Source organism: Bradyrhizobium sp. CB1717, assembly GCF_029714325.1.
Classification (GTDB): domain Bacteria; phylum Pseudomonadota; class Alphaproteobacteria; order Rhizobiales; family Xanthobacteraceae; genus Bradyrhizobium.
In genome coordinates, this window is sequence record NZ_CP121666.1 from 3,393,701 (window position 1) to 3,412,298 (window position 18,598).

The following is an 18,598-nucleotide window of genomic DNA, read 5'->3' on the forward strand; positions in this document are numbered from 1 at the left end:
TGCGATAGAGTCTTGCAAGACCGGAGCCAAGTCGCAACAAGCAAAGTGGTGAACGACCCTGTTCGGGCTGGCGTCCTGCTTGCAGGCCTGTCGTCAGCAGATGTGAGGAGAAGCAGGCTCATGAGCGATGCAAAGCCGATCTGGATCAGGGATCCGCTGGCTATCCTCGCCAACGGTGCCGAGCGTGGAATCGTGGTCAGGGATGGCCGGATCGTCGAGCTCGTGCCGGCCGGCGTCACGCCTGCGACCGCGGATGTAGCGGTGTTCGACGCGGGCGAGCATGTCGTGCTGCCGGGCCTCATCAACACGCATCATCACTTCTACCAGACGCTGACGCGCGCGCTGCCGGCGGCGATGGACCGCGAGCTGTTTCCCTGGCTCCAGGCGCTCTATCCGGTGTGGGCGAAGCTGACGCCGGAGCGGCTGCAACTCGGCGTCACCGTGGCGATGTCCGAGCTGCTGCTCTCGGGCTGCACCACCACGACGGACCATCACTACGTCTTCCCGGCGGGGCTGGAGGAATCCGTCGATATCGAGGTCGGCGTCGCAAAGCGGCTCGGCATGCGCGTGCTGCTCACGCGCGGCTCGATGAACCTGTCGCAGCGCGATGGCGGCCTGCCGCCCGACAGCGTCGTGCAGGACGAGGACACGATCCTGGCCGACAGCGCGCGCGTGGTCGCAAAGCATCACCAGCGCGGCGCGGATGCGATGGTGCAGATCGCGCTGGCGCCATGCTCGCCGTTCTCGGTGACGACGTCGCTGATGCGCGCCACCGCCGATCTCGCCGACAAGCTCGATGTGCGCTTGCACACCCATCTCGCCGAGACCGAGGACGAGAACAGATTTTGCCAAGATATGTATGGCTGCCGTCCGCTCGACTATCTCGAGCAATGCGGCTGGCTGAATGCGCGGACCTGGCTCGCCCATGGAATCTTCTTCAATCCGGACGAGATGAAGCGGCTCGGCAAGGCCGGCACGACCGTCAGCCATTGCGCCTGCAGCAACCAGCTGCTGGCATCCGGGTGCTGCCCGGTGTGCGAGATGGAGGAGGCCGGCGTCGGCATCGGCATCGGGGTCGACGGTTCGGCCTCGAACGACGGATCGAACCTGATGCAGGAGGTTCGTGCGGCCTTCCTGCTGCAGCGGGCGCGCTACGGCGTGACCAAGGTCAGTCACAAGGATGCGCTGCGCTGGGCCACCAAGGGCTCGGCGGCCTGTGTCGGCCGTGCCGAGCTCGGTGAGATCGCCGTCGGCAAGGCGGCGGATCTCGCGCTGTTCAAGCTCGACGAGCTGCGCTTCTCCGGCCATGGCGATCCGCTGGCCGCGCTGGTGCTGTGTGGAGCGCATCGGGCCGACCGGGTCATGGTGGCGGGACAATGGGCGGTGATCGACGGGGCCATCCCGGGCCTGGATGTCGCCGATCTCATCCGCCGCCACAGTTCGGCGGCGCGGGCCATGCAGGCGGGATAATCAGGCCGAAAATTGAAAGAGGGGGCGACCACAAGTGCCGGGTGCTTCTGGCCACCCCCTCCGAACCTCCTCCGGGAGGAGCAGGTGATTTAGGGAATGCAAGAAGCGTGCTACTTGCCCGGCAGCTTGTCGTCGATGCCTTTCACGTAGAAATTCATGCCGAGGATCTGGCCGTCAGCGAGATTGGCGCCGCCCTTGCACTCGACCTCCTTGCCGTCCTGCCCAATGACCGGGCACTTGAACGGATGCAGCTTCCCCGCGGTGATCGCGGCCTGGGCATCCTCGGCCATCTTTTTCACGTCGTCGGGCATGTTGGTGTAGGGCGCCATCGCGAACATGTGGCTGTCGAGGCCGCCCCAGGTGTCTTCGGACTTCCAGGTTCCGGCCAGCTCGGCCTTGACGCGCTCGATGTAGTAGGGGCCCCAAGTGTCGAGGATCGAGGTCAGCTGGGTCTTGGGCCCGAACTTGATCATCTCGGAATCCTGGCCGAAGGCGAGCTTGCCGCGCTCGCTGGCAATCTGCATGGCGGCCGGCGAATCCGTGTGCTGCATGATCACGTCGGCGCCCTGGTCGATCAGCGCCTTGGCGGCGTCGGCCTCCTTGCCCGGATCGAACCAGGTGTTGGCCCAGATGATCTTGACCTTGATGTTCGGGTTGATGGTCTGCGCCGCCAGGATCGTCGCGTTGATGCCGGAGACGACCTCGGGAATCGGGAACGAGCCGATATAGCCGAGCACGCCGGACTTCGACATCTTGGCCGCGATCAGGCCCTGGATGTAGCGGCCCTGGTACCATTTGGCCGAATAGGTCGACATGTTCTTGTCGCGCTTGTAGCCGGTGGCGTGCTCGAAATGCACGTTCGGATACTTCTTGGCGACCTTCAGCGTCGGGTCCATGTAGCCGAACGACGTCGTGAAGATCAGCTTGTTGCCGGCGCGGACGAGCTGCTCGATGGCGCGCTCGGCGTCGGGGCCTTCGGGCACGTTCTCGAGATAGGTGGTCTCGATCTTGTCGCCCAATTCTTTCACCAGCGCCTGTCGGCCGACGTCATGCTGGTAGGTCCAGCCGAGGTCTCCGATCGGGCCCAGGTAAATGAAGCCGACCTTCAGCTTGTCGGCGGCGGAGGCTGCGCTGACGCTCCCGGCAAGCAACAGCCCGGCAGTCAGCGCAAGAAGTGATTTCCTCATCATCAATCTCCAAACATCAGGGGTAAGCCACGATCCGCAACGTGCGCGCCCCATCGCGCACGCCGCGGAAATGAAACGCTAGCGATCAGGCACGAACACGGTGCCGAGCGCGGCCGGCGCGGTCGAGCCGCCGGTGCGCGCGCGGGAGAGCAGGACGAGCACGATGACGGTCGCGAGATAAGGCAGCGCCGACATGAACTGCGAGGGAATGCCGACGCCCCAGCCTTGCGCATGCAGTTGCAGGATCGTCACCGCACCGAACAGATAGGCGCCGACCACGAGGCGGCCAGGCCGCCAGGACGCGAACACCACCAGCGCCAGCGCGATCCAGCCGCGGCCGGCGGTCATGCCGGGAATGAAGAAGGGCGTATAGGCGAGCGGCAGATAGGCGCCGGCAAGTCCCGCACAGGCGCCGCCGAACATCACGGCGAAGGTGCGGATGCGCAGCACCGGATAGCCGAGCGCATGCGCGGAGACGTGGTTGTCGCCGCAGGCGCGCAGGATCAATCCCGCCCGCGTGCGGTACAGGAACCACCAGACGCCGACGATCAGTGCGATGGAGAAATAGACGAAGCCGTCCTCGCCGAACAGCACGCGGCCGATCAGCGGAATGTCGGTGAGGCCGGGAATATAGAGGTGCACGGCCGGCGTGATGCGCTCGCCGACGAAGCCCGCGCCGATCAGGCCTGACAGTCCGATGCCGAGAATGGTCAGCGCGAGCCCCGTCGCAACCTGGTTGACGGCGAGCCCGAGCGCCATCAGTGCGAACACCAGCGACATCAGGGCGCCCGCGACAATGCCGAACAGCGCGCCGATCAGAATCGAGCCGGTGAGCCACGCACCGGCAAAGCCGCAGGCCGCGCCGACGATCATCATGCCCTCGACGCCGAGATTGAGCACGCCGGAGCGTTCGGTCACGAGCTCGCCGGTCGCGGCGATCAGCAGGGGCGTCGAGGCGGCGAGTACCGCGAGGATGATGGCTTCAATGAGTTCCACTGGCCACCTGTCGGTTCGGGAAGACCAGCTTGAAGCGGTAGAGGATGAGGGAGTCGCAGGCGAGCACGTAGAACAGCAGAATGCCCTGAAACACCTTGGTGACATCCAGCGGGATCTTCATCGCGATCTGCGCTTGCTCGCCGCCGATAAAGGTCAGTGCGAGAAAAAGGCCTGCAATTAATATTCCAAGCGGATTCAGCCGGCCGAGGAAGGCGACGATGATCGCGGTAAAGCCGTAGCCCGGCGAAATGCCGGGCTGGAGATGCCCGACGGGACCTGCGACCTCGATAATGCCGGCAAGGCCCGCCAGCGCGCCGGAGACGGCGAAGGTCAGGATGATCAGCTGGTTGGCGTTGAAACCGCCGAACCGTGCTGCGCGCGGCGCGGCGCCGACCACGCGGATCTCAAAACCCTTGATGGTACGCCCGAGCAGGATGGCGGCTGCTGCAACGACGAGCAGTGCGATGATCGAGCCGAGATGCAGTCGCCCGCCTTCGATCAACAGCGGAACGGTTGCGACCGGATCGAACTCGGCGGTGGTCGGGAAATTGAAGCCGTGCGGATCGCGCCAGGGACCGCGCACGAGATAGTCGAGAAACAGGTCGGCGACATAGACCAGCATCAGGCTTGTCAGGATCTCGCTGGCGCCGAACTTCACCTTGCAGATCGCCGGGATCAGCGCATAGAGCGCGCCGGCGGCGGCCGCGAGCACGAGCATCGCCGGCAACACCCAGGCGCCGGCATCGGTGCCCTGCGTCTTCACCGCGATCCAGCTTCCGGCGACGGCGCCGATCAGGAATTGCCCCTCGGCGCCGATGTTCCAGGCATTGGCGAGATAACAGAGCGACAGGCCGATGGCGATCATCACCAGCGGCGTCGCCTTCACCGCGATCTCCTGCAGCGAGTAGCCGTCCGTCAAGGGCGCGATGAAATAGGCATGCAGCGCGAGCAGCGGATTCTTGCCGAGGATCGCGAACAGGATGACCATGGTGACGATCGTCAGGCCGATCGCGATCAGCGGCGAGACCAGCGCGATCGTGCCAGAGCGCTCGGCGCGCTTCTCAAGCACCAACTGCATGCGCGGCCTCCTTCGGCTCCAGGCTGCTGCCGCCCATGAGAAGGCCGAGCTTTTCGCGGGTCGCCTCACTTGTCGCGAGCGGGGCCGAGAGCCGGCCGTGGAACATCACGGCAATGCGATCGGCGATCTCCGCGAGCTCGTCGAGATCCTGGCTGGTCACCAGCACGGCGGCGCCCGCGGTTGCGAGATCGAGCAGCGCCTGGCGGATGACAGCGGCGGCGCCTGCGTCGACGCCCCAGGTCGGCTGGCTCACCACCAGCACCGCGGGGTTGCGCAGGATCTCGCGTCCCACGATGAACTTCTGCAGATTGCCGCCGGACAGGCTCGCGGCTTCGGGATCGCGCTTGGCCTTGCGGACGTCGAACGTCTCGGTTGCGCGGTCGACGGTCTTCAGCGTGGCCGCGGTGTCGATGAAGCCGTGATGGACCATGCCGCTGGCGGCGTGCCCGGTCAGCAACGCGTTCTCCGACAGCTTCATGCGTGGCGCGGTGCCATGGCCGAGCCGCTCCTCGGGAACGAAAGCCGCGCCGAGCTTGCGGCGCCGCGTGATCGAGAGGTGGCCGGCGGCGATGCCTTCGATCACCACGGTGCCGGGATCCTTGGAGAGCCGCTCGCCGGAGAGCGCGGCAAAGAGCTCGTCCTGGCCGTTGCCGGCGACGCCGGCGATGCCGAGGATCTCGCCGCCCTTCAGCTCGAACGAGATGTGCTCGAGCCGCACGCCGTGGGCCTCGCTCGGCGCGAGCGAGAGATCGTTGACGACGAGGCGCGGCACCGTCGTCTGCCGGCCGGCGGGAGCCTTCACTTCCTTGATCTCGCCGCCGACCATCATGCGGGCGAGCGAAGCTGCGGTCTCCAGCCTGGGATTGCAGGTCTCGACCTTCTTGCCGCCGCGCAGGATCGTTGCGGTGTCGCAGAGGCGCTTCACCTCCTCCAGCTTGTGGCTGATATAGAGGATGGCGCGGCCTTCGGCCTTGAGGCGCTCCAGCACGATGAAGAGCTGGTCGGCCTCCTGCGGCGTCAGCACCGCGGTGGGCTCGTCCAGGATCAGGAATTTCGGATCCTGCATCAGGGCGCGGACGATCTCGATGCGCTGACGCTCGCCGACCGACAATTGCCAGACCTCGCGCCTGGGATCGAGCGGCAGCCCATAGGTCTTCGACACCTGCTCCAGCCGCGCCGACATGTCCTTAAAGGATTCCTTCCCGTCGAGGCCCAGCGCGACGTTCTCGGCGACGGTGAGGTTGTCGAACAGCGAGAAGTGCTGGAACACCATGCCGATACCGCGGCTGCGCGCTTCGGACGGGCCTGACAGCACGATTCGCTCGCCCTGCCAGCGGATCTCGCCGGCACTCGGCTGGATCAGCCCGTAGATCGCCTTGACCAGCGTCGACTTGCCGGCGCCGTTCTCGCCGAGCAGGGCGTGAATCTCCTTGGGCCAGATGTCGATGTCGATGGAATCGTTGGCGAGGAAATCGCCATAGCGCTTGGTGAGCCCGAGCGTCTGAAGTAACGGGGACTCGCCGGAATGCAGGCCGTTAGGCGTCGGATCTAACATTCGCTGATGCGCTTGCATGGGATGAAGTGCCTCAATAGTGGGCTAGTTTGAACCGCGGCGTAAGGTGTGAAAAAGCGTCATCCCTTGCTCAACGCTTCGGCAGGCGCGTGGTGTCGGCAAGTCGTGGCTCTCACCGGGCGCGGATCGTGCTCGCGCGCCCTTCGGACCGTCCGATGAGGGCCGTGCTCGCGCGTGACGCCTGTTGCAAATTTGTGACGGTACAAACCAAATCGGAACCCACTGTGCAGCCTTGACCTGACGCTGAGCAAAATCGCGCCAGAATGCGTATGCAATGTCGGATCGCCGCATCATGCGCCGTCGGTAATTCGGCCCGCCTTGTTCGTTCGACACGAAATGCGAACAAAATCAAACGGGAATGTCTGGCAATGGCTAGCCGCGTATCGTCGCGTGACGATGCGCATGGCCCGCAAATGCACTCAAAATCCCGAAGGAGACTGTCGGTCACTGCCGAAACAAGCGGCATGCCTTGAAAAAAGTTGAGGCTTCTCACTCCGGGATATCGGCGCAAGTGTCGCACCCAAGGGCGTTCATTTTTACGTGTCCAAACTTGGGGGTATTCAGGATGTCGTTTCGTTTCAAGGCAGTTGCAGCAACGGCGCTGTCACTTGCTACGCTGGCCATCGGCGGCTGGGCTCACGCGGCGGATCTGCCGGTCAAGGCCGCCAAGAAGGCGCCGGACCTTCCGTTCTTCCTGGTGATCGACAACCGCGTCACGTTCTCCTACATCTTCGACGCAAGCCAGCCCGGCGCCTTCACCAACACCAATGGTGTGATCAACTCGAAGACGACGAAGCAGGTCTACTCCTTCACCCACTTCGACGCCTGGGCTTACGGCACCAACTTCTTCACCATCTCGATGTTCAAGTCGGACCACAACGATCCGGCGGGTCCCTGCACGCAGACCGGCGGTATCGTTTCGCCGGCGGCAGGCTTCGCATTCACACCGGCAAGCTGCGCCGGCGCGACCGAAATCTATGGCCTGTTCCGCTCGACCTTCGGCTGGAACGAGCTCTTCAACACCAAGGCCTTCACGCAAGGGCCGCTGCACAACATCTCGTTCGAGGTTGGCATGGACGCCAACACCGAGAACCGCTATTTCGGCGCCGCCAAGCGCGACGTGGTGGCCGGTCTGCAGTTTGCCTTCGACCTTCCCTACAAGGGCTACTTCAACGTGGCGCCTCTGGTGTATTGGGAGTTCGCGAACCACAATTCGTTCTCGCAGTGCGGCGCAGGCTGGATGGCCCCGTGTCTGACCGACGGCAACACCTCGTTCAAGCCGACCTGGGCGATCGAGACCAACTACTACATGGACCTCGGCTTCCTGCCGCCGAACATGCAGTATTTCTCGATCAGCGGCCGCGCCGGCTGGTATGGCAAGAAGGGAACGGATACCGAGCCGCTGCCGGCCAGCGTGGCCAACGGCGTCTATCCGACCAAGGTCGAGTTCAACTCGGAGCCGATCCGCCTGACGATGGATGCCTCGAAGGCGATCTGGGGTGACAAGTACTCGCACTTCGTGGACGTCTGGGTGGCCTATCGTTATTGGCAGAACAAGTTCGGCCTTGATCACAACAACGCAGTTGCCTGCACCACCCTGGTCGGTGGGGCGAAGGTGAGCACCGGGTCCTGCACCGAGTCCTCGCTCTACTCCGGTATCACCGTGAAGTTCTGATCACCTGAGGCGTTTCAGGTGAAAGACGATGGCGCCGCGTCAAGCCTCCGCGGCGCCATCTTCGTTTGAGGAGGGAACCGCAGCTACCGTAGGGTGGGCAAAGCGAAGCGTGCCCACCACTTCTGCTGCCACCGAGATGGTGGGCACGGCGCAAGGGCGCCTTTGCCCACCCTACGATACCGGTTTTCGGAGTTGCTACTTCGTCCACACGCCGTCGTGCAGGGCTTCGGCCTCGTCTTCGAGCAACGGGCCAATCACCTCCGTCGGCCGCTGGCCGCTGGCAAACACCTCGCGGCAGGGCAGGTCCAGCGTCGGGTTCTCTGGGTGGTTGCCGGTGACGCCGCGCAGGCGGTGCTCGCTGAGGCCATAGACGACGCGGCCGATGCCGGCCCAGTAGATTGCGCCGGCGCACATGGCGCAGGGCTCGGCCGAGGAATAGAGCGTGGCCTTGGCCAGCACATCGCGATCGAGCGTGCGGCAGGCCTGGGTAGCTGCGAGGCGCTCGGCATGCGCGGTACCGTCGCGGTTCGGCATGTAGCCGTTCTCGGTCTCGATCAGCACCTTGCCGTCGGCATCGACGACGATACAGCCGAAGGGATGGTTGCCATGGGTGAGCGAGCGCCGGGCGACCGCGAAGGACAAACGTAAAAAGTGTTCGTCGCGTTCGGTTGCCTCGCTCATCGCTCCTCCGCGATCAATGCCCCGCCATGTGCCGGCCGATCACGGTGAGGTCGGCTTCGCTGGTCCGTACTTCATACACGAATTCGCCGTGGAACATCACCACCAGCCTGTCGGACAGTTCGAGCAATTCGTCGAGATCCTCGCTGACGAGCAGCACCGCGGCGCCGCGGTTGCGCGCCGCCATGATCTCGGCGTGGATCTGCGCCACCGCCGCGAAGTCGAGGCCGAAGCAGGGATTGGCCGCGACCAGCACCTCGACGTCGCCCGCGAGCTCGCGGGCGAGCACGGCGCGCTGGACGTTGCCGCCCGACAGCGCCGAGATCGGCGTATCCGGCGTACGGGTCTTGATCTTGTACTGGGCGATCTTCTTCCTGGCGTCGCTATGGAAGGCGCTGCGATTGAGCCACCAGCCACCGCTTGCAAAGGGGGCGCGGTCGAATTCGCGGAAGGCGATGTTGTCGGCGACGCTCATGCCGCCGACGCAAGCGTTCTTCAGTGGCTCCTCGGGCAGCAGCGACATCCTGTGGCGCCGCATCTCCTCGCGCCTGGCGTGATAGGGATCGCCGGCGACGCGCACTTCGCCGCTCTCGGCCTCGCGCTGGCCGGCCAAGACCTCGACGAGCTGGCGCTGGCCGTTGCCGGAAACGCCGGCGATGCCGACGATCTCCCCGGCGCGCACGGTCAGGGAAACATCGTGCACGGCGATCGCGCCGGCATCGTCGAGCGCGCGGAGCTTTTGCAGCTCCAGTCGCGCCTGACCGGCTTCGCCGGTGCGCGGCGGCTGCACGGTCAGCTCCTCGGCGCCGATCATGGTGCGCGCCATCGCATCCGGCGTCAGCTCGGCGACCTTGCCGGCGCCGGCGAGCTTGCCGCGGCGCAGGATGGTGACCTCGTCGGCGAAGGCCATGACCTCGCGGAACTTGTGCGTGATCATCAGGATGGTCAGCTCGCCCCTGACCACCATGTCGCGGAGCATGCCGAGCACTTCGTCGGCTTCCGCCGGTGTCAGCACCGAGGTCGGCTCGTCCAGGATCAGGAAGCGCCGCTTCAGATAGAGCTGCTTCAGGATCTCGCACTTTTGGCGCTCGCCGGCGGAGATGTCGGAGACCTTGGCTGAGAGCGGCACCTTGAAGGGCATCCGCGCCAGGAAGGCTTCGAGCTCCTTCATCTCCTTTGGCCAGTTCACCACGGCCGGAACATTGTCGCGCGCTAGCACGAGGTTTTCGGCAACCGTCATGGCGGGCACCAGCGTGAAATGCTGGTAGACCATGCCGAGGCCGAGTGCATGGGCGTCCTTCGGGTTGGCGATGGCCTGTTCGCGGCCGCCGACGAGGATGTCGCCCTCGGTCGCGTGATAATAGCCCATGATGCATTTGACGAGGGTCGACTTGCCGGCGCCGTTCTCGCCGAGCAGGGCGTGGAACGAGCCCGGTCGCACCTTCAGTTCGACATTGTCCAGCGCCAGGAAGTCGCCGAAGCGCATGGTCATGGCGACGGCATCGACGCCGAAGGCACCTGACGGCGGTGGCGTTTCGCCGATGATCACGAAATCGCTCCGATGAAGGCATCCGAGGTCGAGACCGCGCCGAACACGCCGCCCTGCATCTTGATCATCTTCAGCGCGTGGTCGTGGTTGCTCTTGTCGGTGGCGCCGCAGCAATCGTGCAGCAGGACGCATTCGAAGCCGCGGTCGTTGGCCTCGCGCATGGTGGTGTGGACGCAGACGTCGGTGGTGATGCCTGATAGCACGATGTTCTCGATGCCGCGAACGCGCAGGATCAGCTCCAGATCGGTGGCGCAGAACGAGCCCTTGCCGGGCTTGTCGATGATGGGCTCGCCCGGCAGTGGCGCCAACTCCTCGATGATGTCCCAGCCGGGCTCGCCGCGCACCAGGATGCGGCCGCACGGACCGGGGTCGCCGATGCCGGCGCCGATCTGGCGCGAGCGCCAGCGCTTGTTGGCGGGCAGGTCGGAGAGATCGGGGCGATGGCCCTCGCGGGTATGGATGATGTGAAAGCCTTGCTTCCGCATCGCGGCGAGCAGCCTCTTGATCGGCTCGATCGGCGCCCGCGTCAGGGAGAGGTCGTAGCCCATCTTGTCGACATAGCCGCCGACGCCGCAGAAATCTGTCTGCATGTCGATGATGATCAGCGCCGTGTTCTCGGGCCGGAGGTCACCATTATAGGGCCAGGCATAGGGCTCGGACTTGATGTAGCGCTCGGGCATGGATGACTCGTGCGTTATCGTGTGATCGAGAGTTCGGCGGGCGCGCCGGTCAGTGTTCGCTTCGGCGAGCAGGTGATGATCATGATCGCCAGCGTCAGGATGTAGGGCGCGGCGTTGAAGAGGTGATAGCCTGAGGTGACGCCGACCGATTGCAGCGCCGGTCCCAGCGCCGCGGCGCCGCCGAAGGCGAGCGAGGCCCACAGGCAGAGCAGGGGATCCCAGCGCGCGAAGATCACGAGCGCCACGGCGGTGATGCCCTGGCCGGAGGAGAGGCCCTCGTTCCAGCTCCCGGGATAGAACAGCGACAAGAAGGAGCCGCCGATGCCGGCGAGGAAGCCCCCGACCATGGTCGCGCGCAGGCGGATCAGCAGCACGGAATGGCCCATGGCCCGGGCGGCATCCGAGCTCTCGCCGGCAGTGCGGATGAGCAGGCCCCAGCGCGTGGTGCGGAAGGCCCAGTACAGGAACGGCGCCAGCACCACGCCGATCAGGAACAGCACGTTGATGCGCAGCGCGGCGCGGACCTGCGGGATGTCGCTCCACCAGCCGAAATCGATCGCGGGCAGCCGCGGCGCGGTGGGCTCGATCAGCGGCTTGCCGAGATAGAAGGCAAGGCCGGTGCCGAACAGCATCAAGGCGATGCCGACCGCGACGTCGTTGACGCGCGGCAGCGAGCAGATGCCGGCATGCAGTGCGCCCAACAGCGCGCCGGTGATGCCGGCGGCGAGCACGCCGAGCCACGGCGATCCCGTGACATAAGAGATGCCGTACGCGCTCATCGCGCCCATCACCAACGTGCCTTCGAGGCCGAGATTGATCCGGCCCGAGCGCTCGGTGATGCATTCGCCCAGGCTCACGAACAGGAACGGGGTGGAGACGCGAATGGCGCCGCCGAGCACGGCGAGTGGGACGGTCCAGAGGCCGATCGATCCGTCTGCCATCAGGACTTGCCTTTCAGGAATCCGATGCGGCCGTAGAGCGCATCGCTGGCCAGCACGAAGACGAAGATGATGCCCTGAAGCACCAGCACGGACGCATCGGGCAATCCCAGGCGGCGCTGCAGCAGGCCGCCGCTGGCGCTGATGCCGCCGAGCAGGATCGCGACGGGAATGATGGCGAGCGGATTTTGCCGCGCGAGGAAGGCGACAAGGATGCCGGTGAAGCCGTAGCCGGCCGCGAGGTTGGCATTGGTGCGTCCCTGCACGGCGGCGACCTCGACCATGCCGGCAAGGCCTGCTGCGCCGCCGGCGAGGAAACAGACGGTCAGGATCAGCTTGCTGACGCCGAGGCCGACGATCTTCGCTGCGCGGATGTTGCCGCCGGCGACGCGCGCGGCGAAGCCGAACACGGTGTGATAGATCAGAATGTAAGAGGCGATCGCGGCGATCAGGCCGAAGACGAGGCCCCAATGTACATCGGTGCCCGGAATGGAACCGATCATGTTGGCGGCGCCGATCTCACGCGTCGACGGCTTGTTGAGGCTGGCGGGATCGCGCATCAGCCCCTCGACGAGATGGTTGAGGATCGCGAGGGCGATGTAGACGAGCAGCAGGCTCGAGATGGTTTCGTTGACGCCGCGATATTGCCGCAAGGCGCCGGAGAGCATGATCCACGAGCCGCCGCCGATCACGCCGGCGCAGACCATGGCGATCTGCACGACGAGCGGCGGCATGCCCTGAAGCATGAGCGCGGCGCTGGTCGCTGACAGTGCGCCGGTCAGCAGCGCACCTTCGCCGCCGATGATGACCATGCCGAGTTGCGCCGGCAGCGCCGTGCAGAGCGCGGTGAGGATCAGGGGCGCCGCGCGCGTCAGCGTGTTCTGCCAGGAGAACCAGGTGCCGAACGCGCCGTAATACATGTAGAAATAGAGATCGAGCGGGTTCTTGCCGAACATCGCGACGAAGATGCCGAACACCGCGAGCGCGCCGACGAGCGCCGCGCCCGGGATCAGGACATATTCGATCGTGCCGCCGTAACGCTGGAGGAAGCCGGAATCGGCGGCCGGGGCAACTGTCCCGACCGCTTCCGTGGAATCCGCCGTTTCCGCGGTCACGAAGTCGCTCCGATCACGCCCTCAACGAGGTAGTCCATCTTCTCGAGTTCAGGATCCTTCTGGCCTCGGTCGGTGCCGGCGGCGATCACCGTCTTGCCCTTGTTGTCGACGAGGCCGCCCTTGAAGATGGCAAAGCCCTCCGCAGACAGGAATTTTGCCTTGGCCTCGTCGGCCGCCTTGCGCGCCTCGGCCGAGACAGCTTCGCCGTAGGGCGAGACCTTCACGATCTCTTCCTTCAGGCCGCCGCGGTAGAAATTCGGGATGCCTTCGCCGGCCGCGATCATCTTGACGAACTTCGGATAGAGCGCTTCCCAGTTCCATTCGGCGCCGGTGAGATAGGCCCTGGGTGCCAGCGCCGACTGATTGGTGTGATAGCCGCACACGAAGGCGCCGCGCCGCGCGGCGTTCTCGACCATGGTCTTGGGACCATCGACGTGACAGGTGAGCACGTCCACGCCCTGGTCAATCAGGCTGTTGGTGGCTTCGGCCTCCTTGACCGGCATCGACCAGTCGCCGGTGAAGATCACCTGCGTGGTGGCCTTTGGATTGACGGACTTGGCGCCAAGCGTGAAGGCGTTGATGTTGCGCAGCACCTGCGGGATCGGTTTGGCAGCGACGAAGCCGAGCTTGCCGCTCTTCGATGTCAGGCCGGCGACGATGCCCGAGATGTACTGGGCCTCGTCGATGTAGCCGAAATAGCTGCCGGCGTTCTTGGGATCCTTGTCGCTCCAGAGGCCGCCGCAGTGCTCGAAGCGCAGCTTCGGGTACTTGCTGGCCATCTTGATCATGTGCGGATTGTAGTAGCCGAACGAGGTCGGGAAGAGCAGGGTGGCGCCATCGAGATTGATCATGGACTCGATCGTCTTCTCGACCGCGTCGGTCTCCGGCACTTTCTCCTCCTCGACCACCTTGAGGCCGGGAATCTTCTTCAGTGCCGCCGCGCCCTGTGCATGCGCCTGGTTGTAGCCATAGTCGTCGCGCGAGCCGACATAGATGAAGCCGATGGTGGTCTCGGCCGCGAAGGCCGGGCGGAGGCCCGCCGCCGCGCCGAGGGTGAGGGCCGCGCCGCCCTGCAACAAATGACGTCGTGAAATCCTGCCAATATCCATTGCTCGCTCCCCTTGGCGGATGACCCGCCTTGATCTCGCGGCTGCGCCGGCCTGGCGGAGCCGGGATCAGATGTCGCAAGCTTCGTGCCAGAGGCTATGAATAGAGCAATAGCAATTAAGCTATTGAAATATATTGGATATAATAACGACCAAGAACTTGGTGAGGAAAGTGGCAGATTAATTTATGAGCAGTATTGTCTGATTGTATGCAGTGGAGTTAAGCAGTCTTAACCGGCTCCCACATGTGCATGACCGGCTTCGGACGGTCGGCCGACAAGGCGCATTCATGCTAACCACGCGCTGACTCGGATGGTGCCGGAGGATTTTCGCTGGCACCGAACTTGTATCGATTGTCGTCAGGACCGCCGTGTCCTCAGAAGATGGAAAGCTCGCCGAGATGGGCGCTGGTACCGTTCACGATGCATCGCTCGGCAAGGAGATCGTCCGCCGCATCAACGAGCTTGCTGCGATCTCGGAAGAGCCCGACAAGCTCACCCGCGTCTACCTCAGCAAGGAATTGCGCGCGGCCGCGGACCTGATCCTGGGGTGGATGCGTGACGCCGGCATGAGCGCGCATCTCGATGCGATCGGCAATGTCTGCGGCCGGTATGAAGGTGAGCGGCCGGGCGCGCCCTGCCTGATGCTCGGCTCGCATTACGACACCGTGCGCGATGCCGGCAAATGGGACGGGCCGCTTGGCGTGATCACCGCGATCGCCTGCGTCGCCGATCTCAATCGCCGCGGCAAGCGCCTGCCGTTTGCGATCGAGGTCATCGGCTTCGCCGACGAGGAGGGAGTGCGTTTTGCCTCGACCCTGCTCGGCAGCCGTGCGGTGGCCGGCACCTTTGACGAGAGCGTTTTGAACACGCGCGACCGCGATGGCGTGTCGATGCGCGATGCCCTTGTTCAGTTTGGGCTCGATCCCGGTCACGTCGGCGCGGCCGCGCGGGCCCGGCGCGAGCTGCTCGCCTATCTCGAACTGCACATCGAGCAGGGCCCGGTGCTGGAAGCACAGAACCTGCCCGTCGGCGTGGTCACCGCGATTGCGGGCGCAACACGGCTTGCCGCGCGGCTGACCGGCATGGCCGGTCACGCCGGCACGGTGCCGATGGCGCTACGCCGCGACGCGCTCACCGGCGCTGCCGAATGCATCGGCGCCATCGAGCAGTTCTGCCGCACCGACGAGGACGGCCTCGTTGGCACCGTCGGCTACATCCAGGCGAGGCCGGGCGCGACCAACGTCATTCCGGGCGAAGTGTCGTTCACCATCGACATGCGTGCGCCGACCGACATGCACCGCAAGCGCGCGGTTGCCGACGTCGTCCGCCAGATCGAGGCGATCGCAAAGCGCAGGCAATTGGCACTCCAGCTCGATGTCACTCACGAGAATCGCACCGCGCCCTGCGCACCCTGGCTGAAGCAGCAGATCGCGCAGGCGATCGCTGCGGAAGGTCTCTCCGTGTTCGAGCTGCCGAGCGGGGCAGGCCATGACGGCATGGCCATGATCGACATCGCCGATGTCGGCATGATCTTCGTCCGCTGCTGCGGCGGCATCAGCCATCACCCGGACGAGCACGTCGAGCTTGCTGATGCCGACGCCGGCGCACGGGTGCTGCTCAGGGTGATCGAGGATTTCAGGCCGCGGGTGGCCTAGGCAAGCGTCACAAACCCGCAAGTCACCGGGTAGAGATACGAATCAGTCATGTTTAAAATGGTGGCCGCCATCACCGGAGCCACGAGACATCAGCCGATTGACGGACATGAACAGCGATATCTCTTTTCCATCACATCGTGAGAACCGGTTTTATCAGGGGATGGCTGCGACCTTTGTCGCCAACGCTCTCCAGGCAGTGAATTTTCTTGGTGATCGATTTCTGCGACAATCGCCTCATTCGTTGTCGGCCATCGAGGACCTCTACCGGCACTCGATGGACAGCGCCTTTTCGGTGACCGAGGCCTTCCTCGTCACCGGCGCACCGCACGCCTCCGCCTATTACCCCCGCGACTTCGCCTGGTTCTACCCCGATGTCCTCGACCCCGAGACCATCATGGATGCGCAGGACGCAGTGCGCCGGGCCCGTCTGCTCGAAAAGAGCGTCCGTCTGCTGCTGGAGGCGGTTCGCGCCGACGTCGTCACGACGACCATCGTTCCGGCGGGACGCGGCCGGTATCTCGGCGTGAATTATTTCTCGCGGCCCTCGGACACGCTGCTCGGCATTATCGCCGGCCTCCAGCAGATGCTCTCTGCCGAGGAGAGGGCGTCGTCCTATCTGGCGATGTCGCAATGCGCGCATGCCGGCCGTCTGTTGCTGGCCGAGTACGGCGGGGACCTCAAGCGTGCGATCCTGAAGCTCGCGAGCGAGCTGGAGTCGTTCGACGCTGACGGCACCAGATATTTGCTGTGCGACGCCAGCGGGCCGCGCTCCGCGGCAACGGACACGCGCGCCGAACGCAGGCGTTTCGTCACCAATGCCTGCGTCTACACGACCTTCGTGTGGGGCGTGCAGCTCGGGATCGTCGGCGAGAACGAGCTGAAGCGGCTGCTCGGACGCGACCTCGCGCAGTACAAGAGGGACCTGCTCCGCCTGTTCGGCAAGGACGGCTATGTCAGGCATGCCCTGGATAGTCCGGCGGGCGCGCCGGTGTCGCTGGTCGCGCTGGATTTCGTCAGCGTGCACCGCGGTTTCTGGGACATGAGCGATGCCAGCGAGCGCGCGCTGTTTGCGGCGACGGCCGACCTGATCATCGCCGAGCCGCGCTTCCGCATCCCCAGCACGTTCCACTTCCTGGTGTCGGTGGATAATCCGCGCAACAAGATGATCCACAAGATCGCGGCGCCGGCCTATCAGGGGCGTTCGTCGTGGCCGACCTTCAATGTCGAGTTTGCGGATCGCATGCTGGACTTCGATGAGGCCTCGGGGAGCAACACCTATCGGGCCTGCGCGCAAGGGATATTGAAGGACATTCGCACCGCGACCGAGGTCCACGGCGGCTATCAGGAACTGATCTCGGAGCAGGGCCTGAAATATCGCACCTGGGCCTACAAGGGCGCGGTGGCCCACTCCTGGTTTCCGCGCTTCCTGTCGGTCTGGAGGAGGGCGTATGGCACGCCGCTCCTCCGCTGGAATGATTGATCGGCGGGGTTATCCCGCCGTCACGTCCACGAGTTCGCCGCCTTCGAGCACCTTGGCAGCCTTGGCACGGTCGAGATCGCCTTCCCAGGCCGCCACCACGACCGTCGCCACGCAGTTGCCGACGAGATTGCCGAGTGCGCGGGCCATGCCGATGAACCAGTCGACCGAGAGCACCAGCACGAGGCCGATCGCGGGGATGCTCGGTACCGCGTTCAGCGTCGCGGCCAGGATCACGATGGCCGAGCCCGGCACGCCATGCGCTCCCTTCGATGTGATCAGCGAGACGCCGAGCACCAGCAGGAGATCGCCGAACGAGAGCGGCGTGTTGGTCGCCTGGGCGATGAAGACGACGGCCAGTGTCAGGTAGATCGAGAAGGCGTCGAGATTGAAGGAATAGCCGGTCGGGATGACGAGGCCGACCACGGAATCCTTCACGCCCATCCGCTCCAGCTTCTTCATGATCTGTGGCAGCACCGCGTCGGACGAGGCGGTCGCGAGCACGATGGTGAGCTCCTCGCGCAGGTAGGCGAGGAATTTGAGGATGTTGATGCCGGCGAGCGCCATGACGCCGCCGAGCACGCCCAGCACGAAGATGCCGACCGAGACGTAGAATAGCATCACCAGCGACACGAGCTGCTTCAAGGAGCCCACGCCGTATTTGCCGACGGTGTAGGCGACCGCGCCGAGTACGCCGAGCGGCGCGATACGGACGATCAGCCCCATGACGCGGAACAGAACTGTGGAGGCCGCGTCGATGATGGAGGTGACGAGCGCGCCCTTCTCGCCGCCGACCAGAGCGAGGCCGACGCCGAACAGCACGGCGAAGAACAGCACCTGGAGCACGTCGTTGCGCGACAGCGCATCGAACGAGGTGGTCGGGATGACGTTCATCAGGAAGGCGCCGATGCCGCCGCCGGACAGCTTGTGAGCGTTGTCGGCATAGGTGTTGAGCGCCTTGGCATCCAGCGTCGAGGGGTCGATGTTCATGCCGTGGCCGGGGCCGAAGAGATAAGCGAGAAGGAGGCCGACCACGAGGGCCACCGTCGTCATGACCTCGAAATAGACCAGCGCCTTGACGCCGACCCGACCGACCTTCTTGAGGTCGCCGGCACCGGCAATGCCGTGGACGACGACGCAGAACACGATCGGCGCCACGATCATCGAGATCAGCTTCAGGAAGGCGTCGCTGAGGATCTTGAGCCCGATCGCGAAATCCGGGACGGCCATCCCCAGGATGACGCCAAGCACCAGCGCGGCCAGGACCTGGACGAAAAGCGAGGTGTAAAGCGGCTTCGGCTCGACGGCGGATGCCGCGGCGATTGTCGACATGAGAACTCCCCTTTGACGCGTCTTGGACGTCAAAAGGGAGCAACAACCGTGCCAGAATGTCGCGGTTACCTCCTGGAAACCGGGAAT

The 18,598-nt window shown here is 64.8% G+C and carries 15 protein-coding genes; 4 read left to right on the top strand and 11 right to left on the bottom strand.

All coding sequences use genetic code 11. From position 1 onward, the window contains the following. Window positions 1-120 precede the first annotated feature (120 nt). Entirely contained in the window at window positions 121-1,470 is a 1,350-nt protein-coding gene (locus QA649_RS16020; RefSeq protein ID WP_283025032.1) for an 8-oxoguanine deaminase, read from the top strand. 110 nt (window positions 1,471-1,580) lie between these two features. On the opposite strand, the gene QA649_RS16025 is transcribed toward QA649_RS16020, so the two are convergent. The 4 genes from QA649_RS16025 to QA649_RS16040 all read right to left on the bottom strand — a co-directional run bounded on the left by QA649_RS16025 (window position 1,581) and on the right by QA649_RS16040 (window position 6,286). After that, window positions 1,581-2,657: a BMP family ABC transporter substrate-binding protein gene (locus QA649_RS16025; protein ID WP_283025033.1), complete on the bottom strand. Its 1,077-nt coding sequence runs from the start codon at window positions 2,655-2,657 to the stop codon at window positions 1,581-1,583. 78 nt (window positions 2,658-2,735) lie between these two features. Then, complete coding sequence (locus tag QA649_RS16030) at window positions 2,736-3,653, bottom strand: ABC transporter permease (protein ID WP_283025034.1); 918 nt, start codon at window positions 3,651-3,653, stop codon at window positions 2,736-2,738. Next, window positions 3,640-4,731 carry an ABC transporter permease gene (locus tag QA649_RS16035; protein ID WP_283025035.1) on the bottom strand — a complete coding sequence of 364 codons (1,092 nt, stop codon included), beginning with the start codon at window positions 4,729-4,731 and terminating at the stop codon, window positions 3,640-3,642. The genes QA649_RS16030 and QA649_RS16035 overlap by 14 nt, the downstream gene beginning before the upstream one ends. Next, window positions 4,715-6,286: an ABC transporter ATP-binding protein gene (locus tag QA649_RS16040; RefSeq protein WP_283025036.1), complete on the bottom strand. Its 1,572-nt coding sequence runs from the start codon at window positions 6,284-6,286 to the stop codon at window positions 4,715-4,717. The genes QA649_RS16035 and QA649_RS16040 overlap by 17 nt, the downstream gene beginning before the upstream one ends. Before the next feature lie 583 nt (window positions 6,287-6,869). On the opposite strand from QA649_RS16040, the gene QA649_RS16045 reads away from it, so the two are divergent. After that, a complete protein-coding gene (locus tag QA649_RS16045) occupies window positions 6,870-7,979 on the top strand; it encodes a hypothetical protein (protein ID WP_283025037.1) in 1,110 nt (369 codons plus the stop codon). A 195-nt stretch (window positions 7,980-8,174) separates the two neighbouring features. Here the strand turns inward: QA649_RS16045 and QA649_RS16050 are convergent, their stop codons facing one another. From QA649_RS16050 to QA649_RS16075, 6 genes are read right to left on the bottom strand one after another with little or no spacing between them, the layout of a single operon-like run. Then, the gene (locus tag QA649_RS16050; protein ID WP_283025038.1) at window positions 8,175-8,660 is read right to left on the bottom strand and encodes a nucleoside deaminase; all 486 of its coding nucleotides are present in this window, start codon (window positions 8,658-8,660) and stop codon (window positions 8,175-8,177) included. A gap of 13 nt (window positions 8,661-8,673) precedes the next feature. After that, on the bottom strand, window positions 8,674-10,206 hold the full coding sequence (locus QA649_RS16055; RefSeq protein ID WP_283025039.1) for an ABC transporter ATP-binding protein: 1,533 nt from the start codon (window positions 10,204-10,206) through the stop codon (window positions 8,674-8,676). Next, window positions 10,203-10,886, bottom strand: a complete 684-nt coding sequence (locus QA649_RS16060; RefSeq protein WP_283025040.1) for an isochorismatase family cysteine hydrolase — start codon at window positions 10,884-10,886, stop codon at window positions 10,203-10,205. Before QA649_RS16060 ends, QA649_RS16055 begins: the two co-directional genes overlap by 4 nt. A 14-nt stretch (window positions 10,887-10,900) precedes the next feature. After that, window positions 10,901-11,827: an ABC transporter permease gene (locus QA649_RS16065; RefSeq protein ID WP_283025041.1), complete on the bottom strand. Its 927-nt coding sequence runs from the start codon at window positions 11,825-11,827 to the stop codon at window positions 10,901-10,903. After that, the gene (locus QA649_RS16070; RefSeq protein WP_283025042.1) at window positions 11,827-12,939 is read right to left on the bottom strand and encodes an ABC transporter permease; all 1,113 of its coding nucleotides are present in this window, start codon (window positions 12,937-12,939) and stop codon (window positions 11,827-11,829) included. Before QA649_RS16070 ends, QA649_RS16065 begins: the two co-directional genes overlap by 1 nt. Beyond that, entirely contained in the window at window positions 12,936-14,048 is a 1,113-nt protein-coding gene (locus tag QA649_RS16075) for a BMP family ABC transporter substrate-binding protein (RefSeq protein ID WP_283025043.1), read from the bottom strand. Before QA649_RS16075 ends, QA649_RS16070 begins: the two co-directional genes overlap by 4 nt. A gap of 397 nt (window positions 14,049-14,445) precedes the next feature. Between QA649_RS16075 and QA649_RS16080 the strand changes: the two genes are divergently transcribed. Further along, on the top strand, window positions 14,446-15,702 hold the full coding sequence (locus QA649_RS16080; RefSeq protein WP_283026037.1) for an allantoate amidohydrolase: 1,257 nt from the start codon (window positions 14,446-14,448) through the stop codon (window positions 15,700-15,702). 106 nt (window positions 15,703-15,808) lie between these two features. Next, a complete protein-coding gene (locus QA649_RS16085) occupies window positions 15,809-17,182 on the top strand; it encodes a hypothetical protein (protein WP_283025044.1) in 1,374 nt (457 codons plus the stop codon). Between the two features lie 9 nt (window positions 17,183-17,191). Here the strand turns inward: QA649_RS16085 and QA649_RS16090 are convergent, their stop codons facing one another. Next, window positions 17,192-18,511 carry a dicarboxylate/amino acid:cation symporter gene (locus QA649_RS16090; protein ID WP_283025045.1) on the bottom strand — a complete coding sequence of 440 codons (1,320 nt, stop codon included), beginning with the start codon at window positions 18,509-18,511 and terminating at the stop codon, window positions 17,192-17,194. Between the last annotated feature and the right edge of the window lie 87 nt (window positions 18,512-18,598).